The 24,548-nt window shown below is 57.2% G+C and carries 21 protein-coding genes; 8 read left to right on the top strand and 13 right to left on the bottom strand.

Translation table 11 applies throughout. The annotated features are described in order from the left end of the window. Positions 1-4: 4 nt before the first annotated feature. Genes FGK63_RS10055 through FGK63_RS10040 form a run of 4 tightly spaced genes read right to left on the bottom strand, consistent with a single transcriptional unit; the run spans position 5 to position 5,493 of the window. Positions 5-1,315 carry an NAD(P)/FAD-dependent oxidoreductase gene (locus FGK63_RS10055; RefSeq protein WP_138841752.1) on the bottom strand — a complete coding sequence of 437 codons (1,311 nt, stop codon included), beginning with the start codon at positions 1,313-1,315 and terminating at the stop codon, positions 5-7. 3 nt (positions 1,316-1,318) lie between these two features. Further along, on the bottom strand, positions 1,319-2,728 hold the full coding sequence (locus tag FGK63_RS10050) for a Glu/Leu/Phe/Val family dehydrogenase (RefSeq protein ID WP_138841750.1): 1,410 nt from the start codon (positions 2,726-2,728) through the stop codon (positions 1,319-1,321). Positions 2,729-2,758: 30 nt separating this feature from the next. After that, a complete protein-coding gene (locus tag FGK63_RS10045) occupies positions 2,759-4,213 on the bottom strand; it encodes an NAD-dependent succinate-semialdehyde dehydrogenase (protein ID WP_138841748.1) in 1,455 nt (484 codons plus the stop codon). Positions 4,214-4,215: 2 nt separating this feature from the next. Then, positions 4,216-5,493, bottom strand: coding sequence for a 4-aminobutyrate--2-oxoglutarate transaminase (locus FGK63_RS10040; RefSeq protein WP_138841746.1), 1,278 nt, complete (start codon positions 5,491-5,493; stop codon positions 4,216-4,218). Between the two features lie 144 nt (positions 5,494-5,637). Here FGK63_RS10040 and FGK63_RS10035 point away from each other — a divergent pair, with 144 nt between their 5' ends. Then, entirely contained in the window at positions 5,638-6,204 is a 567-nt protein-coding gene (locus FGK63_RS10035; RefSeq protein WP_171052618.1) for a cupin domain-containing protein, read from the top strand. A gap of 110 nt (positions 6,205-6,314) precedes the next feature. Here the strand turns inward: FGK63_RS10035 and FGK63_RS10030 are convergent, their stop codons facing one another. The 8 genes from FGK63_RS10030 to FGK63_RS09995 all read right to left on the bottom strand — a co-directional run bounded on the left by FGK63_RS10030 (position 6,315) and on the right by FGK63_RS09995 (position 14,304). Then, positions 6,315-7,325 carry an ABC transporter permease gene (locus FGK63_RS10030; protein WP_138841744.1) on the bottom strand — a complete coding sequence of 337 codons (1,011 nt, stop codon included), beginning with the start codon at positions 7,323-7,325 and terminating at the stop codon, positions 6,315-6,317. Then, entirely contained in the window at positions 7,322-8,830 is a 1,509-nt protein-coding gene (locus FGK63_RS10025; protein ID WP_138841742.1) for a sugar ABC transporter ATP-binding protein, read from the bottom strand. The genes FGK63_RS10030 and FGK63_RS10025 overlap by 4 nt, the downstream gene beginning before the upstream one ends. A gap of 69 nt (positions 8,831-8,899) precedes the next feature. Then, positions 8,900-9,976, bottom strand: coding sequence for a TMAO reductase system periplasmic protein TorT (gene torT, locus FGK63_RS10020; protein WP_138841740.1), 1,077 nt, complete (start codon positions 9,974-9,976; stop codon positions 8,900-8,902). A gap of 71 nt (positions 9,977-10,047) precedes the next feature. Next, positions 10,048-11,019 carry a 5-oxoprolinase subunit C family protein gene (locus tag FGK63_RS10015; protein WP_138841738.1) on the bottom strand — a complete coding sequence of 324 codons (972 nt, stop codon included), beginning with the start codon at positions 11,017-11,019 and terminating at the stop codon, positions 10,048-10,050. After that, positions 11,009-11,884: a 5-oxoprolinase subunit B family protein gene (locus tag FGK63_RS10010; RefSeq protein WP_138841736.1), complete on the bottom strand. Its 876-nt coding sequence runs from the start codon at positions 11,882-11,884 to the stop codon at positions 11,009-11,011. Before FGK63_RS10010 ends, FGK63_RS10015 begins: the two co-directional genes overlap by 11 nt. Before the next feature lie 10 nt (positions 11,885-11,894). Beyond that, positions 11,895-13,265, bottom strand: a complete 1,371-nt coding sequence (locus FGK63_RS10005; protein WP_138841734.1) for an acetyl-CoA carboxylase biotin carboxylase subunit — start codon at positions 13,263-13,265, stop codon at positions 11,895-11,897. 1 nt (position 13,266) lies between these two features. After that, positions 13,267-13,503: an acetyl-CoA carboxylase gene (locus FGK63_RS10000; protein WP_138841732.1), complete on the bottom strand. Its 237-nt coding sequence runs from the start codon at positions 13,501-13,503 to the stop codon at positions 13,267-13,269. A gap of 24 nt (positions 13,504-13,527) precedes the next feature. Beyond that, positions 13,528-14,304, bottom strand: a complete 777-nt coding sequence (locus FGK63_RS09995; RefSeq protein ID WP_138841730.1) for a 5-oxoprolinase subunit PxpA — start codon at positions 14,302-14,304, stop codon at positions 13,528-13,530. A gap of 226 nt (positions 14,305-14,530) precedes the next feature. On the opposite strand from FGK63_RS09995, the gene FGK63_RS09990 reads away from it, so the two are divergent. From FGK63_RS09990 to FGK63_RS09970, 5 genes are all read left to right on the top strand, one after another. Further along, positions 14,531-15,448 (top strand): LysR family transcriptional regulator, encoded by a 918-nt coding sequence (locus tag FGK63_RS09990; protein ID WP_138842315.1) that lies wholly within the window; start codon positions 14,531-14,533, stop codon positions 15,446-15,448. A 148-nt stretch (positions 15,449-15,596) separates the two neighbouring features. Further along, entirely contained in the window at positions 15,597-16,460 is an 864-nt protein-coding gene (locus FGK63_RS09985) for a carbon-nitrogen hydrolase family protein (protein WP_138841728.1), read from the top strand. Beyond that, positions 16,450-17,940, top strand: a complete 1,491-nt coding sequence (locus FGK63_RS09980; RefSeq protein ID WP_281282118.1) for a biotin carboxylase — start codon at positions 16,450-16,452, stop codon at positions 17,938-17,940. Before FGK63_RS09985 ends, FGK63_RS09980 begins: the two co-directional genes overlap by 11 nt. Next, entirely contained in the window at positions 17,940-18,971 is a 1,032-nt protein-coding gene (locus FGK63_RS09975) for a C45 family autoproteolytic acyltransferase/hydrolase (protein WP_138841724.1), read from the top strand. Before FGK63_RS09980 ends, FGK63_RS09975 begins: the two co-directional genes overlap by 1 nt. A gap of 19 nt (positions 18,972-18,990) precedes the next feature. Beyond that, complete coding sequence (locus FGK63_RS09970; protein WP_138841722.1) at positions 18,991-19,632, top strand: carbonic anhydrase; 642 nt, start codon at positions 18,991-18,993, stop codon at positions 19,630-19,632. A gap of 879 nt (positions 19,633-20,511) precedes the next feature. Here the strand turns inward: FGK63_RS09970 and FGK63_RS09965 are convergent. Continuing rightward, a complete protein-coding gene (locus tag FGK63_RS09965; RefSeq protein ID WP_138841720.1) occupies positions 20,512-21,504 on the bottom strand; it encodes a helix-turn-helix domain-containing protein in 993 nt (330 codons plus the stop codon). A 165-nt stretch (positions 21,505-21,669) separates the two neighbouring features. Here FGK63_RS09965 and FGK63_RS09960 point away from each other — a divergent pair, with 165 nt between their 5' ends. Further along, positions 21,670-23,061 carry a metal-dependent hydrolase family protein gene (locus FGK63_RS09960; protein ID WP_138841718.1) on the top strand — a complete coding sequence of 464 codons (1,392 nt, stop codon included), beginning with the start codon at positions 21,670-21,672 and terminating at the stop codon, positions 23,059-23,061. A gap of 58 nt (positions 23,062-23,119) precedes the next feature. Then, positions 23,120-24,511: a metal-dependent hydrolase family protein gene (locus FGK63_RS09955; RefSeq protein ID WP_138841715.1), complete on the top strand. Its 1,392-nt coding sequence runs from the start codon at positions 23,120-23,122 to the stop codon at positions 24,509-24,511. Positions 24,512-24,548: the final 37 nt, after the last annotated feature.

The raw sequence follows: 24,548 nt of genomic DNA, 5'->3' as shown, positions 1-24,548 counted from the left end.
GACCTCAGTGCAGCTTCAATCGGGGGCGCACACGGCGCATGGCCATCGACAGGACAGTGCGGAGCAATGCCCGGAAATGACCCTGGACGGCCGCTTCATGTCGGTAGTGGAGATACTTGTAGGCCCGGCGGGCGAGCCAACCTTTCAGGGTCATTGTTCCAAGCGCTCGTCCCATGAGCGACCCGATGGCAGAGCTGGAGCTGAGAGCAACCAAGGACCCATGGTCAGTGTAGCGGAACTCCTTGAGATCATCGCCCCGGACCCATCGTTTCAGTTGCTCTTCAAGGAAGGCAGCCTGCTGGGATGCGACCTGCGCACGCGGAGGAAGCGGGCTGTTCATCTCTTGCCAAAGACAATCCGCAGCATCACCCATGACGAAGATCCGGTCCTGATGCGTCGTTTGCAGCGTGGGCCGGACCCGAAGACGTCCGAGGCTACCGACTTCGAGATCGGCCGCAGAGGCAAGTGCCTTATTGCTTTGAATGCCGGCCGCCCAGACGATGATCTGCGCCTCAAGCGACGACCCATCACCAAACTCAAGTGTCTTTTCCGTAACGCGCGTCACACGCGTTCCAAGAAGCACGTCGACACTCAACGATCCAAGTTCGTTCAAGACCTTCTTGGAGATGTTCTCAGGCAAAGCTCCGACAAGTCGATCAGAACCCTCGATGACGGAAATGCCAACCGAGTCCGGGATGCGAAGCTTGTCGATCCCATTGCGGCCCAGCTGCTCCGTTGCCTCTCGCAACTCGGCAGCGAGTTCGACACCTGTGGCGCCCCCGCCCACGATCGCAAGGCGAATTGAGCCTTTCTCGTTCTCGAGCGCGCCTGTCTCCATGCGCAGGCAAAGGTTCAGGATCTCGGACTGCAAGCGTTTGGCTTCTGTCGGCGTATCCAGGAAAAGGCAGTGTTCTATTACACCAGGTGTTCCGAAGTCATTCGACCTGCTGCCGATCGCAAGTACCAACACGTCATAAGGGGCCGCGCGCGCCGGGGACAGTTCAACATCCTCGGCACCCAAAACCGGATCGAGCATCACCCAGCGTTCCTGGTAGTCGATGCCTGCGAAACGTCCCAACCGAAACTTGTATCCGTTTCGGTTGGAGTGCTCGAGAAAGCTGATCTCTTCTTCGGGTCCCTTTGTTCCCGCTGCAAATTCATGCAGCGAGGGTTTCCAGATGTGGGACAGGTTTTCATCGACGAGCGTGATGTCAGCCCGTCCCTTTCGCCCCAAAGACCTGCTCAATCGGGTGACAAGGTTCAGGCCTCCTGCTCCGCCTCCAACAACAACAATGCGTGGTACCTGCGCGTCCATGGCTCAGATGCCCAGTGCTTTGTAGATGCCAGCAATCCGACGCACCGCGATGATGTATGCTGCTGTGCGAAGGTCCGGAATCCGGTCATTGGTGTTCCAAAGATTTGACATCTCCGCGTAGGCGGAGCGCATCTTGTCATCCAAGCCGGAACGGACGAGATCGATCTCCCTTGCGCCCTGCAAAAACGCAGTGGCACCATCTTCGGGAAACTGGTTGCCCGTCATGCGCTCCAGTGACTGAGCAAGGACCCTGTGCCCCATCTCATCGCGCCGGCGTTCCATCAGCCCAAAAGGAATGTGCGTGAGGTTCTTAACCCATTCAAAATAGCTCACGGTAACGCCGCCAGCGTTGGCAAAGAGATCCGGAATGACGACGACGCCCAACTTCCGAAGGATCTCGTTCGCCTTGAAGGTCATCGGCCCGTTTGCCGCCTCCACGATGAGCTTCGTGCGAAGGTAGGGTGCGTTGTCTTCGGTTATAACACCTTCTAGGGCAGCTGGGATCAGAATATCGCATTCATCGGCCAAAGCGTCCGTTGCATCCAGCGAATGCACGCCACCGTCAAAACCTCGAACACCGCCGGTCTGAATGATGTGCTGCTTAAGTTCTTCAATGTTGAGACCATCGGGGTTTCTGACGACACCGTCGCGCTCGATGACTGACACGATCCGACAACCGTCCTCTTCAGAGAGGAACTTTGCAGCATGGTATCCAACGTTCCCGAGGCCTTGGACGACGACGGTGGCACCCTTAAGCGTGTTAGGTAGCTTGGTCTTGGCCCGGTCAATTTCTGACTCGAAGAACGCTTGGATGGAATACTGAACTCCCCTGCCCGTCGCTTCGATCCGGCCTTCGATCCCGCCAGCGGCAAGGGGCTTGCCTGTGACGCAGGCTGATCCGTTGATATCTGTGGGTCTCTGGCGCCGATATTCGTCGGCCATCCACATCATGGTTGTTTCATTTGTCCCAACATCAGGCGCCGGTACATTGAGGCTTGGCGTAAGGAACTCGTGGCGCACCAGTTCCTGCGTGAACCGACGCGTGATGCGCTCAAGCTCATCCTGGGTCCATTCCTTGGGATCAATCTTCAGCGCGCCTTTTGAGCCCCCAAACGGAATGTCCATCAAGGCACATTTATAGGTCATCAAGGCCGCCAGCGCTTCAACCTCATCGAGATTGGCGTAGGAGGCGTATCTGATCCCACCTTTCGCGGGGCTGGGGTGGTTGGAGTGAACCGATCTCCAGCCTTCGAACGTATGCATTCTCCCACGCAGTCTCACGCCAAATCGCGTGATATATGTTGAGTTCGCCACCATAATTTTCGTGGCCAGTCCCTCTTCCATCGAGATGAGGTCTGCGGCTTCCTGGAACATCGAGTTGACGTCTTGGAGAAAGGTTTTGCTGCCAGACATTTGCTTGTCCTTGGGGTTAGTTCAGCGATCTCAGTGGATCTCGCCGAAGCACATGTATTTGATTTCGAGGTAGTCATCGGCTCCGTATTTGGAGCCTTCGCGGCCTTGGCCCGATTGCTTGACACCGCCGAAGGGGGCGACTTCCGTCGAAATCAGACCGGTGTTGATGCCGACCATGCCCGTCTCTAGGCGTTCGGCGACGCGCCAGACGCGGGAGATGTCCTTGGCATAAAAGTAACCGGCAAGGCCGAACTCCGTATCGTTCGCCAGTTCGACGGCTTCGTCTTCCGTTTCGAACTCAAAGAGCGGCGCAATCGGCCCGAAGGTCTCTTCGTGCTGCACCTGCATGCCGCGGGTCACATCGGTGACGACAGTCGGTTCGAAGAAAGTCCCGCCACGAGAATGCCGGTTGCCGCCTGTTGCAATTCTTGCGCCTTTGGCAATTGCATCCGAGAGGTGCGCTTCGACCTTCGACAGGGCGGCCTCATTGATCAATGGACCGATCGCCACCCCCTCCTCGAAGCCATCCCCGACAGACAGCGCCGACACGCGCTTTGCGAGTTTCTCGGAGAATTCTTTGTAGACACCCGATTGAACGTAGATCCGGTTGGCGCAGACGCATGTCTGACCGGCGTTCCGGTATTTGGCGATCAGCGCGCCCTCAACTGCGGCGTCGACATCGGCGTCGTCGAACACGATGAACGGCGCGTTACCACCAAGCTCCATCGAGACTTTCTTGACCGTAGCAGCCCCCTGCTCCATCAGGATCTTCCCGACACGGGTGGAGCCGGTAAAGGTGATCTTTGCCACCTTGGTGTTGGCGCAAAGCTCCTTGCCGACAGTGGATGCGTCGCTGCTCGGGATCACGCTGAACACACCTTTGGGAATACCGGCGCGTTCGCCCAGCACAGCCATGGCCAGGGCAGACAGCGGCGTCAGTTCAGCAGGACGCGCAACAAAGGTGCAGCCAACGGCGAGCGCAGGCGCCACCTTGCGGGCAATCATCGCATTGGGGAAGTTCCAGGGCGTGATCGAGCCGACGACACCGACCGGCTGCTTCAGGACCACAATGCGTTTGTCGGGCTGATGGCCGGGGATCACATCCCCGTAGATGCGTTTTGCCTCTTCGGCAAACCATTCGACATAGGACGCACCATACATGATCTCGCCCTTGGCCTCGGCCAGAGGTTTGCCCATTTCAGCGGTCAGGATCGTGGCCAGATCGTCGATGTTCCCAACCATCAGATCGTGCCATTTGCGCAGGATCGTGCCGCGCTCCTTGCCTGTCTTGGCCGCCCAGGCTGCCTTGGCATCATAAGCGCCATCAATGGCGAGCGTGACGTCTTCGACGCCAAGGTCGGTCACATCGGCAATCTTCTCCCCGGTCGCAGGATTGAAGACCGGAAAGCTGTTGCCGTTCTCGATCCAGTGCCCATTCACATAGGCGCGGGTCTCGAGAAGCGCAGGATCGTTCAGCTTCAGCATGATCAGTTCTTCCGCGCGGCAGCGATAGACGCTTCAAGAATGTCGAGCGCCTCGGCAAAGACCTCATCCTGAATGGTGATCGGGGCGAGGAAGCGAATGACGTTGCCATAAACGCCGCAGGTCAGAAGGATGAGGTTGCGTTTGAGAGCTTCAGTGCGAACTTTCTGCGTGAATTCAGGGCTGGGGGCTGAGCCATCGCTCGTATTGAATTCTGCAGCCACCATGAAACCGGGACCACGAATGTCGACGATTTCCGGAGTTGTGGCACGGATCGATTCAAGCCGTTGGCGCAGACGCGACCCCAGCTCATTTGCGCGTGCGCAGAGGTCTTCTTCCTCGATGACATCAAGAACGGCATGGGCCGCCGCAATCCCGAGCGGGTTGCCGCCGTAGGTTCCGCCAAGACCACCAGGGCCGGCGGCATCCATGATCTCGGCCTTGCCGGTAACGGCCGCGAGCGGCAAGCCACCTGCGAGTCCCTTGGCCATCGTGGTCAGATCGGGTGCGACGCAATAGCCATCCATGGCAAAGAGATTGCCAGTGCGCGCAAAGCCGGTCTGAATCTCGTCCGCGACCATCACAATCCCATGCTCATCACAAAGCGCGCGGATCTCGCGCACGAGCTCGGCAGGAGCAGGATAGAAACCGCCCTCCCCTTGCACCGGCTCAAAAATGATCGCTGCAACGCGTCCGGGATCGAGATCCGCTTTGAAGAGCTTGTTCAGGGCATTCATCGAGTCTTCCGTGGAAACCCCGTGCACATCGATCGGGAACGGCACGTGATAGACGTCGGGCATCATCGCCCCGAAGCCTTGCTTATAAGGCGCGACTTTACCCGTGAGGCTCATGCCCATGAACGTGCGACCATGAAAGCCGCCCCCGAAGGCGATGACCGCCGGGCGGCCAGTGTACGCGCGCGCCACTTTGATTGCGTTCTCGACAGCTTCGGCGCCGGTTGTCACGAAGACGGTCTTCTTCTCGAAATCGCCGGATACGCTCGCGTTCAGGCGCTCAGCAAGTCTGACGTAGTTCTCGTAAGGCAGCACCTGGTGACAGGTATGGGTGAAGGACCCCATCTGCCGCTCCACTGCTGCCATGACTTTCGGATGGCAGTGGCCGGTGTTCACGACGGCAATGCCTGCGGCGAAATCGATGTAGCGCTTTCCCTCCACATCCCAAACTTCCGAGTTCTTTGCCCGGTCTGCGTAGATCTGGGTTTGCATCCCGACGCCGCGAGAGATGGCTTTGTCTTTGCGAGTGCTGATTTCTGCGTTCAACATGGTTTTCTTCCTTTTCGAATCAGGGCGACGAGGCCTGCTTTCCGTATCCTGTAGGCGTTCACTATGTTGTAAAAGCCTGTTTCTTGTGTTTAGCAACTAGTTGATTTATAAGGAATCAAAGTTCACATTTTGAGTATTCTGAACATGACGAACACATCGCAGGAAGACCTCATTCTTGGTGCCCGATTGCGGGCTCTCAGAGAGCGAGCCGGGTTGTCTCAAAGGGCGCTTGCCAAGAAGACCGGCGTGCCAAACTCGACGATCTCGCTCATGGAATCCGGTAAGACAAACCCATCTGTCGGAGCGTTGCGGCGGGTCCTGGACGGCATCCCGGTCAGCCTCTCCGAGTTCTTCGAATTTGAACCGGAGATGGAGAAGACGACCTTTTATGCTGCCGAAGATTTGCCGGAGATCGGGAAGGGTCGGCTCTCTCTCAAACAGGTCGGGACCGATCTGCTGGGCCGTGCCATGATGATACTCTATGAGACCTATGAGATCGGGGCTGACACCGGACGGGTCATGTACGTCCACGAAGGCGAAGAAGGCGGGGTCGTCATCTCAGGTCGGATCGAAATTACGGTCGATGATCAACGCAAGATACTCGGTCCCGGAGATGCCTACTATTTCGATAGCAAGAGGCCCCATAGATTTCGCCAGATCGGACCTGAACCTTGCGTTCTGGTGAGTGCGTGCACGCCCCCAACATTCTGACGCTCAATCTGTCGGCACCTGTGAGCCCCATGTGTTCGAGATTGTTCTCCTTTCATGACTGAAACCAAAATGGGGCCGGTTTTTGCCGGCCCCAGTCTTTTGCGTATTCGTCAGTTTCCGCTCAGGATCATGCGGTAACGCATCTGATCGAAGATCACGGCCAGGATCAGCAGGGCACCGAGGAGCACCATCTGCATGTAGGAGCTGACCTGCGCGAGGTTCATGCCGTTCTGGACAAGCACGATGAAGAAGGCCCCGAGGACAACGTTTTCCACCCGACCGATGCCGCCTCTCAATGACACGCCCGCGATCACACAGGCTGCGATCGACTCGAGCGCAATTGTGCTTCCAAGGTTGGCTTCGCCCGATTCGACGCGTGCCGTTAGGAGCAACCCGGTCAAAGACGCGATCAACGCACAGATCACATAGGCCATCATGAGCGTGCGCTTTGTGTTGATCGCCGAAAGATGTGCCGCCTTGATATTGCCGCCAACAGCGTAGACCTGTGTGCCAAGGCGCGTCCGGGACATGAAGAGCCACATGACGACAATGCAGATGACGGCGATTATCACTGGAATTGGAACCCCGAAGAGCCTTCCGAAGCCGAAAGTGTCACCGAATGCGAAGGGCAGGTTCGAAACCGGAACCCCACCCGTCAGGAAGAGCGCGAGGCCTGCGCCGACAGAGGAAACACCCAACGTCATGATGAACGGGGAAACATCGAAATAGGCAACGCCGACACCGTTGATCAGACCGACAGTGATTGCAGCCGCAAAGCCCATGAAAGCACCAAGGGTGATGGCGAGCCAAATCGCGTCAGGGAAAATTCCGGCGAGCCAGACCATGCCGAGCGCGGAGACCACCGACGTCAAGGCAATCGAGGTGCCGACGGAGAGGTCGAAACCACCCGAAATGAGAACCAACATCTGCCCCATCGACACCAGCACAAGATAAACCGATTGTCGGGCGACGTTGACGAGGTTCTGCACGCTGAGGAACTTGTCGGAAAGCGCAGTGAAGATGATCAGTGCGCCAACCAGGAAGAATGGCAAGACGCCAACCTTGATGAACGTTTTGCGGATGGGATCGAAGGCCCCGGTTTCTTTAGCTTCTGTCGTCATAGTTTTGCTCCGGTTTCGTCGAAGAAGAATTTGAGAACTTGCTCTTCCGTCATGTCGTCACCGCTCAGCTCTGCCGAGATGTGGCCATGCGCCAGAACAATCATTCGATGGGAGAGGTTCATGACCTCGGGAAGGTCGGAAGAGATCACGACCACGGCTTTACCGGATTCCGCCAATTCCTTGATCAGAAGGTAGAGTGCCGCGCGGGTGCCCATGTCGACACCGACCGTGGGCTCATCAAAGATGATGATGTCGGCATTCTGACCAAAGCATTTGCCAAACAGCACCTTTTGTTGGTTGCCGCCAGAAAGCTGGGACACCGGCTTGTTGCGATAGCCCGCGTGCAACTCCACATGGTCCGAGATTGTCGCGGCCTCGGCGTTGACTTCGGACCATTTGACCAGCTGGCCGTCGCCCCCAACCTTGTCCCCCATGACAAGATTGATCGCGAGATTGTCCTTGGACGGTTTGGCAAGGTCGAGCCCTTCCCCCTTCCGGTCCGGCGAGAGGTAGTAGATCCCCTCCTTGATGATGTCGCGCGTCGGCGCATGACTGATGTCCTTGCCGCGCATTTTCACCGTTCCTGCCAAGCGTGTGGTCAATCCCATGACCGTGCGGAAAAGGCGCGATTTGCCTGAACCGACAAGGCCCGCGACCCCCAGGACTTCGCCCGCCCGCACCTCGAAGGAAGCATTGCGAATGCCTGCCGTTCTGAGGCCCTCGACGGTCAGCAGAACTTCCCCCGATCCTTTTTCGATCTTGGGATAGATCTCGTCGATCGACCGCCCGGTCATCATCTCGACCAGAGCGTCTTCATTGGTTTCCGCCATATCGACGGTACCGATTTTGCCGCCGTCGCGCAGAACCGTGACCCGGTTTGCAATGCGCGAAAACTCCTGGATGCGGTGCGATATATAAATGATACCGACGCCCTTGGCCTTGAGCTCGTTGACGAACTCAAAGAGGTGATCGACTTCCTTGTCCGTGAGTGATGCCGTCGGCTCGTCCAAAATAAGCACTTTGAGATCGCCGTGAAAGGCCTTGGTTATCTCGACCATCTGTTGCTGCGCCCGCGATAGGTGCGAGGTGGTCTCATTCGGATCGATATCGAACCCAAGCTCGAGGAGCATTTCATGTGCGCGTTTGCGCATGGTGCGATGGTCGATGAAAGGGCCCTTCATGGGCTCCCAGCCCAGGAAGATATTTTGCGCCACAGTAAGGGTCGGGATCAGCGAAAATTCCTGAAAGACAGTGTAGATACCCTTGTCCTGGGCATCGGCGACGCTGTCGAATTTCATTTCCTGACCATCAAGGACAACGCTGCCTTGTGACGGAGTGTTCGCGCCCGCGAGCATTGAAATCAGCGTTGATTTCCCGGCACCATTCTCACCGAAGAGAACGTGTACCTCGCCCGAATGAAGGTCGAAATCGACGGCATTGAGGGCAAGCACGCCTGGGTATTGTTTCGTGAGCGCTCTTGTTTCGATGAGTGGTTGTGCTGACATGTCAGTCTCCAAAAAAATGCGGGCCGGTGGGACAGGCCCAGACCGGCCCGCAGTCCAACAGGGAGGAGGTTAGTTGGACACAGAGAAGACAGGCGAGAACCCTTCCGGCGGAAGGATATTGGTGCGCTCGACGTCTCCAATGTTTTCAGGATCAACCACGAAGATCTTCGGACCCACGTGTTTGATGTAGTCTTTGCCTTCGAGGATGCGGACGGCCTGATCGATTGCGATACGGCCCTGAACCACCATGCTGTCAGCAGGCGCCGCGAGGATGAAACCGCGCTCGATGCCCGTGTAGACGCCCGGGGTCATGTAGAAGGCGAGCAGATCGACCTTGCCCTGCAGACCGCGCTCACGGATGAGACCTTGAGCCGCTTCGGCGGTCACGGCTGTGCCGGCCAGGTAACGAACATCCGGGTTGGCTTGCAGAACGTCTTCGACGAGCTTCAGCTGAGTTTCCTTGCCCGTATCGCCGAAGCGGGGCTCGAGAACTTCAACTGCGGAGCCTTTCACGGCTTCCATGAAGCCGGCGTGCGCGGCCTCAACCCATCCTGCACCTGCAGGGCCAGGGAACCAGCCGACTTGCACAGGGTCTGTGCCGGCAGGGTGCTTCGCGGCGAGATAGGCGCCGGTCTCATAGCCCATGACCTTGAACGACACCAAGGATTTGGCCGAAATGTCTTCCGAAGAGACGCCATTGATAACGTCGATGACTGGAATACCCTTCGCTGCAACCTCACCGATGACGTTGTTCAGGCCATCATAGGAGATCGCGCCAATGACCACGGCATCCGCACCGCCCGAAACACAGTCTTCAATCTGGCTGATTTGTTTGTTCAGCTCGGTATAGCCCCCGGCTTCCACGAGATTGAGGTTCACGCCAAGGCGCTTGGCTTCATCGACGACACCATAGTCAACGCCCAGCCAGTAAGCGTCTTTCATGTGCGGGAAAGACACGCAGATGTTCCAGGCTTTCTCGGCAGCGGCGAGCGCTTCATAGGTGACGGCGTTCACTTCGCCATCTGCGGAAAAGGCCGGGGTGACTTCTTCGGCAGCATAGGGGAACCATGCTTCTTCGGCGAAAGCGATGGCCGGTAGTGCAGCACTCAATGCCAGTGCTGTGGCCGTCTTCAGGACGAGTTTCATTGTTCTGATCTCCTTGTCAGTTAAAGTAGTCTGAAGCGATTGCTCGCGATTTCAGCTTGGGTTTCTGGCTCTTAACCGAGCTCTTCTCTTATTTTAGCAAGCATTACTTTGCGTTCCTTGCGGGCCCCAAGCGCCTGGGCCATGTCGACTTTCTCGAACTTGACGGAGGTGTGAGGTTGAAGCTGACCGATAAGGTCCATGTCAGCCGAGATGACTGCTCCCAGGGTGAAATAACCGCCGCCGGAGACCGCATCGCGGTGCAGTACGATTGGTTCGGTTCCGCCCGGGACCTGGATGGACCCATAGGAATAGCACCCATCCACGATGTTCGATGGGTCTGCGCCCGCTCCGAACGGTTGTTCGCGCTCGACGAACTTAAGCGGGCGTCCGCCTTTGAAGCGATATCCCATCCGATCCGCCTCAGGAGCAACTTTCCATTCATCTTCGAAGAACCCGGCGCCGGCTGCATCCGTCAGGCGATGCCAGTACAGCCCGGGGAGGACGCGCAGACTGGCAGGTGTTCCTGGTTTGCGGCGGAGAGGTTCCGACACGGTTCGGCCGGCACCGGGCCCTTCCGAACCGCCTGTCGGCAGTTCATCCCCAGCTAGAATTGCGCGCCCTTCCACGCCACCGAGCGAGCCGATGGGATATGTGGAACGGCTACCCAAAGCTTCGGGCGTTGTGATCCCGCCACTGACGGCAATGTAGATGCGTGCGCCGGATTCCAGGAAGTCGAAGCTGAGTGTCTGGCCAGCCTTGACAACAAAGGACGTCCACGGCTCCTGGTATTCCCCATCAACCTTGATCGGGAGTTGAGCGCCGGTCACCGCGACAGTGGCGGTCTGAGTGAACTCGATCTCAGGGCCCATGAAGACTGCCTCTAGGCAAGCCGCCCCTTCATCGTTGCCGACGAGCATGTTTGCCGCGCGGAGTGCGTACCGATCCATCGCACCACCAAGGGGGATGCCCAGATGGAAATAGCCGATGCGGCCAAGATCCTGAATGGAGGTCGCAAGGCCAGGGTTTTTGATCTTAAGCGTCATTGAGGGCCTCCAACATCTTTGCATTGGTGCCGCGCATATCGGCGTTGAATTCATCCAAATCGAATTCGACCTTGGCGATCCTCGGCACGTAGGTTCCGTCTTCAACAGCTGCCAGGATTGCGTCGTATTCGGCGCGATCGATTGGCTTCCATTTCACGATGTCGCCGGGCTTGAAGAACACCATGAAGTCCTTCAGATGGGCGACCTTCTGTTCCGGGTCGTAGATCGGCATCGGGGTGATGCCGAACATCTGGTAACCGCCTGCACCGCGAACGGAGTAGATGCAGGAGAAACATCCGCCGTAGCCCACGGTTTGCTTTGGCGTGTCCGTGCGAGGGCTCAGATACTTTGGCACCTGAAGCTGCTTGTCGCGATCCACCAGCTGGTAGAGGAACGGCAAGCCCGCAACGAAGCCCACCATCGACACGAACCAGGGTTGTGAGTGATGCGCCTCGATGAATTCGTCCGCCGAGGCAAAACCATTGATTTTTGCGGCGTAGTCGAGGTCGGTCCCATTCGGATCCTGATGGCGTTCGCGGAATCGCATCAGCGTTTCATGTGTCCACGGGTCCTGGTAAAAGACGGGGATCTCGACAATGCGCGTGGTCAGGCGCTTTTCTGCAGATTCCGCCTTATGCTCCAGTTCCTTGACCTTCGCCATAATGTCATCGGGAGAAATGACATCGGGGTCGAAGCGGACCTGGAACGAGGCGTTTGCAGGGCAAATCTCAGTGACGCCCTCAATCTTAGCATCTCGCACCGCGTTGCTCATGGACAGAGACTTGAAGAACGCGTCGAGGGACATTTCGTCATCCATCTCGACATAGACGTGCTCGTCGCCTCCAAATGTGTATCTGGTTTTCATGTTGGCTTCCTCACGTGTTCTCGGGAGTCAGGTTCCCGGCTTCCAGCCAAGGCTCGAGCCATTGGGTGTGGAAATCGCCAGAGGCGACGCCGGGGTCTTTTGCCAAGGCCTTGTGGAGCGGGACCGTTGTTTTCAGGCCATTGATTTCAAGACTTTCAAGCGCGGTGGCCATCTTGGAAATGGCATCGGTGCGATCCTTGCCGTGAACGATCAGCTTTCCGATCAGCGAGTCGTAGAACGGCGGGATCTGGTAGCCCTCGTACATGAAGTGATCGAAGCGGATCCCCTCCCCCTCTGGGATCTTCAACCTCTCGACCTTCCCAGGCCACGGCAAGAACTGCATGAAGGGATCCTCGGCGTTGAGACGAACTTCGATTGCATGCCCGGATTTCTTGACTTGGTCTTGGCTGACGCTCAGGGATTCTCCGCCACATACGCGGATCATTTCCTGAACGAGGTCGAAGCCGGTGATCATCTCGGTGACCGGATGTTCAACCTGGATGCGAGTGTTCATCTCAATGAAGAAGAACTCATTCGTGCTTTCTTCGTAGAGATATTCAAGCGTTCCTGCGCCGCGATAGTTGACGGATTCCGCGAGAGCGACGGCCGCCATGCAGAGGTTCTCGCGCGTCTGATCGTCAAGGCAATCCGCGCCTGCCTCTTCCCAGACCTTCTGGCGCCGTCGCTGGAGGGAGCATTCGCGCTCGTAGAAATGGACGGCCTTCTTACCGTCGCCGACAATCTGCACCTCGATATGGCGCGGAGATTTCACGGAACGCTCGACATATAGCCCACCATCGCCAAATGCGGCGGCTGCCTCTTGTTGCGCTTGCGGGGCCAGTGTCCGAAGCTCGTCTTCGTTCTCAGCGATCCGGATCCCCTTGCCGCCGCCACCTGCAGCGGCTTTGACCATCACAGGATAGCCAACCTTTGCGGCAACCTCGACAGCTTCATCGACTGACTCGATCCGCCCTTTGGAACCGGGCACCACCGGAACACCGGCTGCCTCAGCTGCCTGACGCGCAGCGACTTTGTCCCCCATCCGCTCAATGGTGTCAGCGGATGGCCCAACGAACTTGATACCGGCCTGCTCGATCGCACGTGCGAATTCGGGGCTCTCGGAAAGGAAACCGTAACCGGGGTGAACCGCGTCAGCAGATTTCTCGATGGCTGCGGCAACCACGCCATTGATGTTGAGATAGGACTCGGTGGCCTTGGCAGGCCCGATGCAAACTGACTCGTCGGCAAGTTTGACGGCAAGCATATCTGCATCGCCTTCCGAATAGGCCTGGATCGTTGTGATCCCGAGCTCCTTAGCGGCGCGAATGATGCGAACGGCGATCTCGCCGCGGTTTGCGATAAAGAGGCGCTCAATGCTCATTTCAGACCACCAATTCTGCAAGCGCCTGACCTGCGGTCACCGGCACACCATCAACAGCTAGGTATGCGGAGAAGGTCCCGGCAAACTCGGCTTTGACTTCTATGAATGTCTTCATCACCTCGATGAGACCGATCGTGTCACCAACAGCGACGGGATCGCCGGGGTTCTTGTAGAGTGCGGCTTCCGGCGACGGCTTCATGTAGAATGTGCCCGGTAGCGGCGAAAGTACTTGTGCCATTGTGGTATTCCTCCCTCAGTATTCTCAAAGTCCCAGCACGGTCGCGGCTGGTGCGATTGTGATCCCGGCATTCGTCAGTCCCGCGCGGATAGCTTTACCCATGTCCAGCGCGCCTGGCGTGTCGGAGTGGAAACAGATGGACTCGAACTCGATGGAGATATCTTCTCCGTCGACTGTTCTCACGACGCCTTCCTTGCAGGCTCGCACGCATTTTTCGGCGACTTCCTCTGGTTTGGGGCGCGCCACGTGACGGGCGAAGACAATCGATCCGGATTTGTCGTAGTCACGATCGGCGTAAAACTCCCTCACCACCGGATGTCCGACCCGTTTCGCCACTTCGAAAGTTTTGGAGACGCCCATGCAGAAGATGATTGCAGTGCCACAGGTCTTGCTCAAGGTATCGACGATCATCTCTGACAGCTCTTCATTAACCGCGGCTTCCATGTAAAGTGCGCCATGCGGTTTTACATGCTGAAGACTGATCCCGTGCCGGCGGCCAAATTCGCGAATTGCCCCAACTTGGTAGACAATGTCGTTCACAAGCTCTTCTGAACTGGTCTTAATGTAGCGACGTCCGAACCCTTGAAGATCATTGTAGCCTGGATGCGCTCCCAAACCCACACCATAGGTCTGGGCGAGTTTGACCACGCGATCCATGGAGTTGGGGTCGCCCGCGTGAAACCCGGCCGCGATGTTAGCCGAACTGATAAGGGCCATGATCTCTTCATCAGGAGCTTCGCCCAATTTCCATTGACCAAACCCCTCGCCCATATCGCAGTTGAGGTCGACAATCTCTTTCATGCTTTGCTTCCCTGTCTAAAGTTTCGAATACGTTCACAAAAAGCGTTGAGGATTGAAATTTCTTTATTCTGAAGCGCCTGTATCGGAATTTTCGATACTGCAACTGCCAAGGAATTCTCTCAGGATATTGCTTTTTATGACAAAAAAATTTCTGCAGCTGCACAGTGAGTTACGGGCATCGAAATTTCCGATAGGTAGGCTTCAAATATTGTGCTATCCGAATGGCATGAACCTGCGTCACCTCAAATATTTCGTCGCAACAGCAGAATCGGGCCAGGTGAGTCGGGCTGCGAACGCTCTATCGATCTCTCAATCCTCGGTTACGGGTGCGATCAAGGAGCTTGAGGCTATTTTGGATGCGGAACTTTTCGTTCGATCATCGCAAGGCATGGAGCTGACAGATGCAGGGCGGGAGTTTCTCGCCGCCTCACGGGAAATCCTGGACAAGGTCGACGACGCCAAGAGACTGACGAAGCGCCGCTCTGAAGTGAGCGGTACGATCACCTTGGCTGCGACCTATACGGTGCTGGGCTATTTTCTGCCCTTTCACATCGATCGGCTTGCGCGCCTCCATCCTGGCCTCGACATCCAGATCAGCGAGCTTAACCGGGAGAGCATCGAGGACGGGCTTCTGGCTAATCGTTTTGATCTCGCCGTGCTGCTCACATCGAATCTCAGCAATCCCGACCTTGAATCGGAGACACTCCTGAAGTCGTCGCGGAGGCTTTGGCTTCCGGCGGGACACCGCTTTCTGGAGCGCGGAAAAGCCAGCTTCAAAGAGATTGCGGACGAAGACTACATCATGCTGACCGTCGACGAAGCAGCGCATACAGCTATGAAATATTGGAGTAAAACCAACTATCTGCCCAACACGAAGCTCAGGACGTCGTCCGTTGAGGCGTGCAGATCGATGGTCGCGAATGGGCAAGGCGTGGCTATCTTGTCCGACATGGTCTATCGCCCGTGGTCTTTGGAAGGCAAACGCCTGGAAACCGTTTCCACCGATGTGGAGATTCCGACGATGGACGTTGGTATTGCATGGCGAAGCGGCGTCGAGTTTACACCGGCGATGAACCTCCTAGTGGACTACTTTAAGGCAAGTTTTGTCTCACCGCAGATGGCGCAATTCAGCGGACGGAAGTGATCCAGCTTTGCCGGGTAAGCTAGAAATCGGTTCTTCCGATGGGGCGCTATCGCGAATTTGAACTATATTTTGGTCCCCTTTCCCACCTAACAGAATAAGAAAAGCAAGGCGCCTGGCAGCCTTGCACCCATGTTCGAAGGTGCGATGGATGACTCATTTCTCAGTGGCCGGCGTGCAGATGCCTGTGTCCGTATCAGGCAACAACATTCCTGCGATGCTGCAGCGAGCTAGCAAGATCGTCCACGTCCATCCCTGGACAGACATGATCCTGTTTAGCGAGCTTGCCCCGCACGGTCCGTCGATCGGTTTTGCTACCGAGGATGCTGAGAGCATCGAAGCGCCCTTTCGCGAATTCGCGGCCAAGCATCGGGTCTGGCTCTGCCCAGGGTCCTACTTCGTCAAACGGGGTGAGGACGTGTTCAACCACACGGTGGTCATCAATCCCGAAGGAGAGATCGTCGGAGAATACGACAAGATGTTTCCCTTCCGCCCCTATGAGCACGGGGTCAAGGCAGGTGAGAACTTCCTCATTTTCGACGTCCCCGATGTCGGGCGCTTCGGTCTGAGCATTTGCTATGATATCTGGTTTCCGGAAACGACCCGAACGCTCGTTTCCCAAGGCGTCGAAGTCCTGTTGCATCCGGTCCTGACTGGCACGACAGACCGCGATGCAGAGCTGGCCATTGCCCGCGCAACGGCCGTCATGTTCCAATGCTACGTCGTCGACGTAAACGGCCTCGATGCCGGTGGGATCGGGCGCTCGGTGGTCGCTGACCCCACCGGCCGCATCTTGCACGATGCCGGACAGGCAGATTCCGTATTCCCGCTCGAACTTGATTTAGCCCTTGTTAAGCGCTGCCGCAAACGTGGCGCGAACGGACTGGGCCAGACTCTCAAGTCCTATCGCGACAAGTCGATCGATTTCGACATTTACAAACCGGGTCCCACCACAACCTATCTTAGGGGGCTTGGCCCCCTGCAGATGCCCCTTCGGGACCTCTATCCATGCTGAACCGTGGGTCCAACGCTCCAGAAAGGAACTCGTCATGTTGACTTCGGTTGCAGATGCAAGATTGTTTTTTCACCGGAACGAACAACCGATCTATTTCATCGGGGCCAGCCCGTTCAATCTCCTCGGGATCGACACCTGGGTCAGCAATTTCAAGTTCATCAACCTGATCGATTGCTTTGATGGGCGCCATCCAAATGTCTTCGTGCCCCCGCGCGATGCGGCGCAGGAGTTCGAGAGCATGGAAGAGATCAACAACCATCTACTCGCAAACAAGGACGTCCTCGACTTCATTCGCTCGAAGAAACGCGGCCAAGGCGTTTTCCTCATGTTCGACGAGCAGACAGAACAGCTCGCCAAGGCGGCGAAGCTCAAGATACCTTTCCCGAAAGCGCGCCTGCGCAACAAGCTCGATGACAAGATCGAGACGGTGAAGATCGGCGAGCGTGCGGGTGTGCCGAGCGTTCAAAATATCCTGGCGCGCGTTTCCTCCTATGAGGATCTCTGCAAGAAGGCCCAGCACCTTGGAACCGATCTCGTGATCCAGACCGCTTTCGGGGACTCGGGTCACACCACCTTTTTTGTCTCCAGCAAGAGCACTTGGGACAAACACGCAGATGAAATCGTCTCAGGTGGCAAGGTCAAGATCATGAAGCGGATCAAATGCCGTCAGGCCGCGATTGAGGCCTGCACCACGCGTTGCGGCACGGTTGTTGGCCCGCTCATGACCGAGATCGTCGGCTTCAAGGAGCTGACACCCTATCGGGGTGGCTGGGCGGGTAATGAAATCTCGCCCGATGCCTTCCCGCTGGAGATCTCTGAGCAAGCCCGCGACCTCACCTTCAAGTTTGGTGAGGAGTTGCGCAAGACCGGCTATCGCGGGTATTTCGAGCTGGATTTCCTGATCGACGAAGTCACCGGTGAGGTTTGGCTCGGAGAGCTCAATCCCCGCGTGACCGGTGCTTCGGCCATGACGAACATCGCGTCTTTCGCCTTCGCCGATATGCCACTGTTCCTCTTCCACCTCCTTGAATTCAGTGGCCAGGATTTTGACATCGATATCGCCGAGGTGAACCAGCGTTGGAGCAACCCCGAAAACATCGACACCTGGTCGCAATTGGTAATCAAATACACCAAAGACGATGTCGGCGTAATCGAAGACGCACCGGAAAGTGGCATCTACCGCGTCGATGCGAATGGCAAGCTGCAGCTTGACCGCTTCGATCTGCGTCGCTCGAACCTCGACAATGCGACCGAAGGCTTTTTCCTGCGCATCGCGGGCAAGGATGACTACTGCTATGAGGGCGCGGACCTCGGCATCCTGATCACCAAGGGCCGGTTGATGTCGAAGAACCACAAACTCACGAAACGCGCCAAGGACTGGGTCAATGCCATCCGGTCCGGCTATAGCGCGCGCCCCTTTGCACCCTTCGAGGACTCACCTGCGCAGATTCTGGAACCGGGAGCGTTCAAGATCATCTGATGTCCCGCAATCTGAGCTTCAATTTCGTCAAGTACGACAGGGCGGATACGCGTTGGAAAGCAGCGTTCGACAAGTTCTGGCCCGCTTACCGGCGTTGGTATCTCTCTGAGGGGATCGCACATCGGCAGACTTTTGTGGCCTGTGAGAAATCTCTCCGCGCACATATGCCGGAGCTCTTTGCGATCTATCAGGACCTGATCTCCGCCCAAGGCGTGGACGATACAGCGGCAAGGTTTCTGTCGATGTATTGCCCACCGGCCTATGTGACCGGGTGCAGCCAGATCGGCCTCTGGTCGAGCGGACAGCCCGTGCTTTTTCGCAGCTATGATTACAGCCCGCGCCTTTTTGAGGGGACCGTCGCCCTGACAAACTGGGGCAATACGCGCGTCATCTCGACGATAGACAGCCTTTGGGGGTGTCTTGATGGCATCAACGAATTCGGATTGGCAGTCAGCCTCGCGTTTGGCGGCAGCCGGGCCACCGGCGTCGGCTTCGGTATCCCGATCATCCTGCGGTATGTTTTGCAGACCTGCGACACCACCCAGCAGGCCATCGAAGCCTTGAACTACGTGCCCTGCCACATGGCCTATAACATCACACTCAATGATTGCTCAGGTGATGCGAGGACCGTCGAGATTGCGCCCGGCACGCGCGCGAAGGTGTTGGAGCGTCCCTATGCCACCAATCACCAATCCGCAAAACGGTGGGAGGCCTATGTGGCGCTCGCGCGCTCAGAAGAGCGCGCGTCGGTCCTTGAGGACCTGTCAAAGGCAACGCATCGCCCGACCACGCAAGACCTCTTCGCGAGCTTCCAGAAGCCTCCCTTGCGATCTTACGCTTACAACCGAGGCTTTGGCACGCTCTACAGCTGCCTGATGTCACCGCGCGCAGGCGACGTCGATTACATCTGGGATACCCAACTGATCAGCCAGTCCTTCGATGACTTCCGGGAAATGACTGTAACCGTCGCGCTGTCCGATGCACCGAGGACGTCCAGCCGGTTTTTGCATGGGTTTTCGAGTGTGGAATGACAGGCCTTAGGAGGAGATCATGGGAATAAGCGCATTGCCTGAGTTCTTGATTGAGGGATACGCAAGATGGAAGGCGACCGACTTCGATCAAGCCAGTGAAAAGTACCGTGAGCTTGCCGATCATGGTCAAACCCCAAGGGTCTTTGCCATCGGATGTTGTGACAGCCGTGTCCAGACTTCGAAGATCTTCGATGCGGACCCGGGTGATATCTTTGTGCACCGCAACATAGCCAACCTCGTTCCGAAGTTCCACGATGAAGGGGGCCACCATGGCACGGTCGCTGCCATCGATTATGCCGTTGATGTCCTGGAAATCAGTCACATAGTCATTGCTGGTCATTCACAATGCGGGGGCATCAAGGCCTGTCATGATCTGGCCGTGGATCCCAACTCAATCAGCGTCACTCCTGCGCTTTCGACTTGGTTGAAGATCGTGGGCGATGAATTCCATCGCGTAGAAGGGCTTTCATCGCCACAAGCCCGGGTGCGCGCACTGGAGTTCATCAGCGTGATGACGTCGCTGGAGAACCTCATGACCTACCCCAATGTTGCAAGCGCTGTTGCAGATCGGGGTCTACGTCTGCATGGCATTTGGCAGGATCTCGGTGGCGGCACTTTGATGGCATTCGATCCGGAGACCAATCAGTTTCAGGCGCTTTGACCTCACAACACGGCGTTGGCACATTCAACCTCAAGCTGTTGCAAATCAGTCTGTAGAAGCACAAATCTTGATCGACGGATTTTTGAAGAACACAACACCAAACGACCACATAGTGCCCTGAGCTAAGGCCAGGGAGGTTCACGATTGCGCCGGAAACCGTCGTCGCGATGGACCAAGGGCTTGGTCATGCGATAACAATCAAACTCGACCACTCAGCTGGGGCTGAACACTCGGCAATCGACTGTCGGGAAAAATGATTCCCAAAACAGCTCGAATCTCCTCACGCCCCAATTGGGTGAGAAACCAGTGACATCCGCAAGCCAACCAACCGCATAAGCCACTATAATATAGGTAATATTCTTCTACTCCTCGTCCCTCGCCAACTAAACCAGATACGACCAACAAATTTTTTTTGTTATCCTCGACTTGCTCGAAAACTCGACCATCACGGGAAAAAAAGATCTGCGCGTGGGGGTAGAGACGGGTTTGGTGCTTGGGCGGTTTCAGGGATTTGCCCCACCCCCTCCCCCATTATGATCCAATGACTTTTTTCTGGAAGTTGATTGCAGGTCGCCAATTCAACAACAACAACCTTATCCTCAACCCTGCATTGGCACGCGACACACCGAGGTCACGGGGCGCGAATTGCCCACACGAGGGAAGGACTCAGGAAGGACCCAACCGACGGTTTTTGCCGCGTATGCCACAAGCAGGGCGGAAACCGGTCGTTCGCTGCGGTTGGCTTGTTCCTTTCGCGTTTTGTGCAATGCAGACCTTTGGTCCTCGACATCTGTCTTGGTTGCGCAGGATACAGGCAAGATCTTCTACCAATCAGAAATCTGGGGAGCAGTTTGGGGCAATGCGGCAGCGACGCCAGAGTCACCGCCAGCCTTCGCGCCAGTTGGACGGTGCAACGCCGCTCCAGCGGCGGAAGGCGCGTGAGAAATTGGACACGTCCGTATAGCCGAGCGCCTGGGAGATTTCTTCAAGAGATTGGTCAGTCTGCTCGAGCAGGTTGAAAGCAAGCTTCCTTCGTTCTTCTTCGATTAGATCGGCGAGGCCTGAACCGCGCTCGCGCAGGTACTTCTGTACCGATCTTCGATTGAACCCCATTTGTTCAACGAGGTAAGGCACACCAAACTCGGGATTGGCGAGGTTCAGACGGATGTTGGAACGGATTGCGGCGATCAACGCGTCTGACGGCGGTTTGGGGGTCCTTGTCGCGGCCTCGGTGCTTTGCTGACGCTGCAGGGGCAATACGAGCCACTCCGACGGAAAAGAGAATGCAAGTGTTCGTGCGTCGCTTTTGGCGAGCGCACAATTCCCGATTGCCTTAATCCGTGCGACCTCTGGGTCGCAGACCCGAAACGTCATCTTCGCACCTTGCCAGCGGTCGCCGAGCGCCTCTCGGAAAAGGTTTACGAACAATCCGACGGAGAAGGCATCAATCTGGGCCGGCATTTGACTTGGCGCGAAACCGCGATCTCTCTCGAACCAAGACACCTCGCCGCCAAGCTGGAGGCGAAAGTCCACCTTTGTCGTGAACTTCTGCGCATCGAGAAGAAATCGGGCAAAAAACTCGACCATAACACTCGAGTTCAAAAAAGCATCGGCGACCACCGGCCACTGGGTGATTTCCGGGTCCAATCCAAGTTTGACTCCGAGATGCGGCTCTCCCATCACATCTGACGCCAACTCAGCAAAGCGATAGATGGAGTTTGCCGGAGCGAGCGCTGACGGATCGGAAAGCATTTCCGGTGTGATTCCAACCGAAGCGCCGAGGTCGATCGCGGATAATCCTGCTCTCTCCACAGCTTGCAGAAATGGAGCCATGGTTGAAACCTGAATGAGCGGCGCAGTGTTTCCCGTCACATGTTTCTCCGGAGTTGTTGCGGGATCCTACACGCACTTCGCCGCAAAGAGCAGCTTTGCATGTCATTTCTGCCCGAAATTCCCAGCCCGGTGTCCATACATGACATGGCCGGTCGACTGGGCGGCGCTAACCTCTTTCCCAGAAAACGAGACGGGAAAGTGATCATGAAACTGAATTTGACTGGATTTGCGGGCGCGTTGTTCGTCGCGGGGTCCGCACTCGCTCAGGACGATGCACCGCGCCAGGTGTTGTTCAGCAACGTCAATATCTTCGACGGGGTGAACGAAACGCTGATCGAAAACGGCTCGGTGCTGGTCGAGGGCAATCTTATCAAACAGGTGTCGGTCGAGCCGATCGAGGCGCCCGGTGCTTTTACGGTCGATGGCGAGGGGCGTACTCTGATGCCAGGTCTGATCGACATGCACTCGCACCTCTGCCTGCGCAACGGCATGCCGGAGTTCCGCACCGCCTACGACCAGATGGCCGCGGGCGCCAACACGGCTCATGTACTGCTCGAATACCTTGATCAAGGCTACACCACCGCCCGCGATGCCGGTTGCAACGTGCTGGGCGTGGCCAAGTTGGTGAACGAAGGCGGCATTCCTGGCCCGCGCATCTTTCCTTCGGGCGGTTTCCTGAGCCAGACCGGCGGTCACGCCGACACCGGCTTTTTCAATGACCGCATCGGCGATCAGGATGATCTGGAGCGCCATGCCTTCGGCTATATCATTGATGGCGTCACCGAGGCACGCCGGGCGGCCCGGATGAACTTCCGCGCTGGGGCCACCCAGATCAAGGTCATGGCCGGTGGCGGCGTGGCCAGCGAGTTCGATCCGATCCACGCGACCCAGATGTCAGTGGAGGAACTGGAAGCCATCGTGAACATTGCCGAGGATTACGGTAGCTACGTCATGGTCCATGCCTATCACGACCGCTCGGTCAACCGGGCCATCGACGCCGGCGTTCGGGTGATCGAACACAATTTTCTCGTATCCGAGGACACGATCAAGCGGATGGCCGAGGAGGGCGTCGCGCTCTCTGCGCAGGCGGTCATGTCGCTTGAAGCTTTTGCCGACCCCGAGAGCATCACCTTCTTCAGCGCCGATCAGAAGAACAAGGCGCGCTCCGTCAACAAGGGCGCGGAGCAGATGTTCAAATGGGCGCTGGAGTATGATGTGCTGATCGTCACTGGCGGCGACATGTTCGGCCCCGACGTGGTGCGTCAGGCCGAGAACATCCTGTGGTTCGACAAGATGGCGCAGAACCCGTTCCTGTCGCTAAAGACGGCCACATCGAACGCGGCAGAGGTGCTGAGTTGGTCGGGCGAGATGAACCCTTACAAGGAAGGCTCGCTTGGCAAGATCGAGGAAGGCGGCTATGCCGATATCATCCTCGTCGACGGGAATCCTCTGGAAGATCTCGCTGCGGTGCTTCGCGAAAACGTCGATTTCGTAATGAAGGACGGGCTGGTCTACAAGAACTGGCTGCCGGACGAGAACGCGCCGGCTTTCCTGCCCGCCGGCCCGAAGCGCGAAGCCTATTTCGGCAATCTTTGATCATGTGCTGGCGCGCCGTGTAAGGCGCGCCATTTGTTGCTGCCTTCGAGGAAACACCATGAAATCCGTTCTTTGCACAGTCTCCTGCTGCGCCTTTTTCGCGTCCGGCCTCCAGGCACAGGACGCCCGGCCCCAGATTCTGTTCACCAATTGCAACGTTTTTGACGGGGTCTCCGATAGCCTCGCGAATGGCCGCAACGTGCTGGTGGAAGGCAACCTGATCGCGGAGATTGGAGACACCTCGCTGGTTGCGGAAGGGGCGGAACAAATCGATTGCGCCGGGCGAACCTTGATGCCCGGCATGATCGACGCGCACACGCATCTTTTCATGAACATGCCGGGCGGCGTGGCCAGCATGGAGGCGGGCACCTGGGATCAGATCGGTCCCCGTGCGGCGCATCAGGCGGCCGAGTACCTTTACAGCGGCTTCACAACAGTACGCGAGATGGGTGGTGGTGGCTCGGGCCTGAAGAAAACCGTCGATGCCGGACTGGTTGAAGGGCCGCGGATTTATCCCAGCGGCGCCTTCATCTCGCAGACCTCCGGGCATGGCGACCTGCGCAATGCCTCACAGCGGAACCCCAACCTGCCGCCCTATGCAGATGACAGCAACGCACAGCGGCTTGGCATCACCATCGTGGCCGATGGCAAGGATGCCGTGCTGGCCGCCGTCCGGCAGAACCTTTCCACAGGCGCGTCGCAGATCAAGCTGATGGCAGGCGGCGGCGTGGCCTCAATCCTCGACCCGCTCCACACCCTTCAATATCTGCCGGAGGAGATCGAAACGGCCGTGCGCGCGGCGGCCGATTGGGACACATATGTGGCGGTGCATGTCTTTTCCGACGAGGGCATACGCCGCGCGGTTGATGCCGGGGTGAAGAGCGTCGAACATGGCTTCTTCGCCAGCCGCGAGACGCTGCAGCTGATGAAGGACCGCAATGTGTTCCTCGTGGCCCAGTTGACCGGCATCTCGCCCTACCTGGCGCAGAACCCGGGGCTCCAGTCTCCGGCCAATCAGGCCAAACTGGCGCTCTCCACTGATCTCGCCAAGGATTTTGTTGAGAACGTGAAAGCGATCAAACCCAAGATGGCCTTCCAGTCAGACATCGTCTTTGCTACCGGAGAGCAGTTGCGGGCGCAGCTGGACTACGAGAAGTGGTTCCATGCAGAGTTGTTCGGCAATCACGCCATGCTTGTCGCCGCGACCTCCGGGGCGGGTGAATTGATGACCTATACCGGCCGCGCCAACCCCTACCTTGACGGCCCGCTGGGGGTGATCGCGGAAGGCGCCTATGCCGACATCCTGATCGTCGATGGCAACCCGTTGGAAGAAATCTCGGTGATCGGTGGCAATGAGAAATGGTATGATGCCGCCCCCCGTTCCCGAGACATCCCTACCATCCACATGATCATGAAGGACGGCGTGATCTACAAGAACACTCTGGAATAGGGGATGCATGTGACAATCCGCAGACAATTGGATCTGG

Origin of the sequence: Ruegeria sediminis (assembly GCF_005938215.1) — a bacterium.
Lineage (GTDB): Bacteria > Pseudomonadota > Alphaproteobacteria > Rhodobacterales > Rhodobacteraceae > Ruegeria > Ruegeria sediminis.
The sequence above is the reverse complement of the archived record's forward strand: the minus strand, read 5'-3'. Positions and strand labels throughout refer to the sequence as shown.

Excerpts from the sequence above, each read along its gene's own strand:
- FGK63_RS09975 (WP_138841724.1), top strand. The coding sequence starts at position 17,940 with ATGTCCCGCAATCTGAGCTTCAATTTCGTCAAGTACGACAGGGCGGAT.
- FGK63_RS10045 (WP_138841748.1), bottom strand. The coding sequence starts at position 4,213 with ATGCTGAAGCTGAACGATCCTGCGCTTCTCGAGACCCGCGCCTATGTG.
- FGK63_RS10005 (WP_138841734.1), bottom strand. The coding sequence starts at position 13,265 with ATGAGCATTGAGCGCCTCTTTATCGCAAACCGCGGCGAGATCGCCGTT.
- FGK63_RS09990 (WP_138842315.1), top strand. The coding sequence starts at position 14,531 with ATGAACCTGCGTCACCTCAAATATTTCGTCGCAACAGCAGAATCGGGC.
- FGK63_RS10030 (WP_138841744.1), bottom strand. The coding sequence starts at position 7,325 with ATGACGACAGAAGCTAAAGAAACCGGGGCCTTCGATCCCATCCGCAAA.
- FGK63_RS10050 (WP_138841750.1), bottom strand. The coding sequence starts at position 2,728 with ATGTCTGGCAGCAAAACCTTTCTCCAAGACGTCAACTCGATGTTCCAG.
- FGK63_RS10000 (WP_138841732.1), bottom strand. The coding sequence starts at position 13,503 with ATGGCACAAGTACTTTCGCCGCTACCGGGCACATTCTACATGAAGCCG.
- FGK63_RS10040 (WP_138841746.1), bottom strand. The coding sequence starts at position 5,493 with ATGTTGAACGCAGAAATCAGCACTCGCAAAGACAAAGCCATCTCTCGC.
- FGK63_RS10055 (WP_138841752.1), bottom strand. The coding sequence starts at position 1,315 with ATGGACGCGCAGGTACCACGCATTGTTGTTGTTGGAGGCGGAGCAGGA.
- FGK63_RS09970 (WP_138841722.1), top strand. The coding sequence starts at position 18,991 with ATGGGAATAAGCGCATTGCCTGAGTTCTTGATTGAGGGATACGCAAGA.
- FGK63_RS09960 (WP_138841718.1), top strand. The coding sequence starts at position 21,670 with ATGAAACTGAATTTGACTGGATTTGCGGGCGCGTTGTTCGTCGCGGGG.
- FGK63_RS09985 (WP_138841728.1), top strand. The coding sequence starts at position 15,597 with ATGACTCATTTCTCAGTGGCCGGCGTGCAGATGCCTGTGTCCGTATCA.
- FGK63_RS10025 (WP_138841742.1), bottom strand. The coding sequence starts at position 8,830 with ATGTCAGCACAACCACTCATCGAAACAAGAGCGCTCACGAAACAATAC.
- torT (WP_138841740.1), bottom strand. The coding sequence starts at position 9,976 with ATGAAACTCGTCCTGAAGACGGCCACAGCACTGGCATTGAGTGCTGCA.
- FGK63_RS10010 (WP_138841736.1), bottom strand. The coding sequence starts at position 11,884 with ATGAAAACCAGATACACATTTGGAGGCGACGAGCACGTCTATGTCGAG.
- FGK63_RS09955 (WP_138841715.1), top strand. The coding sequence starts at position 23,120 with ATGAAATCCGTTCTTTGCACAGTCTCCTGCTGCGCCTTTTTCGCGTCC.
- FGK63_RS10035 (WP_171052618.1), top strand. The coding sequence starts at position 5,638 with ATGACGAACACATCGCAGGAAGACCTCATTCTTGGTGCCCGATTGCGG.
- FGK63_RS10015 (WP_138841738.1), bottom strand. The coding sequence starts at position 11,019 with ATGACGCTTAAGATCAAAAACCCTGGCCTTGCGACCTCCATTCAGGAT.
- FGK63_RS09995 (WP_138841730.1), bottom strand. The coding sequence starts at position 14,304 with ATGAAAGAGATTGTCGACCTCAACTGCGATATGGGCGAGGGGTTTGGT.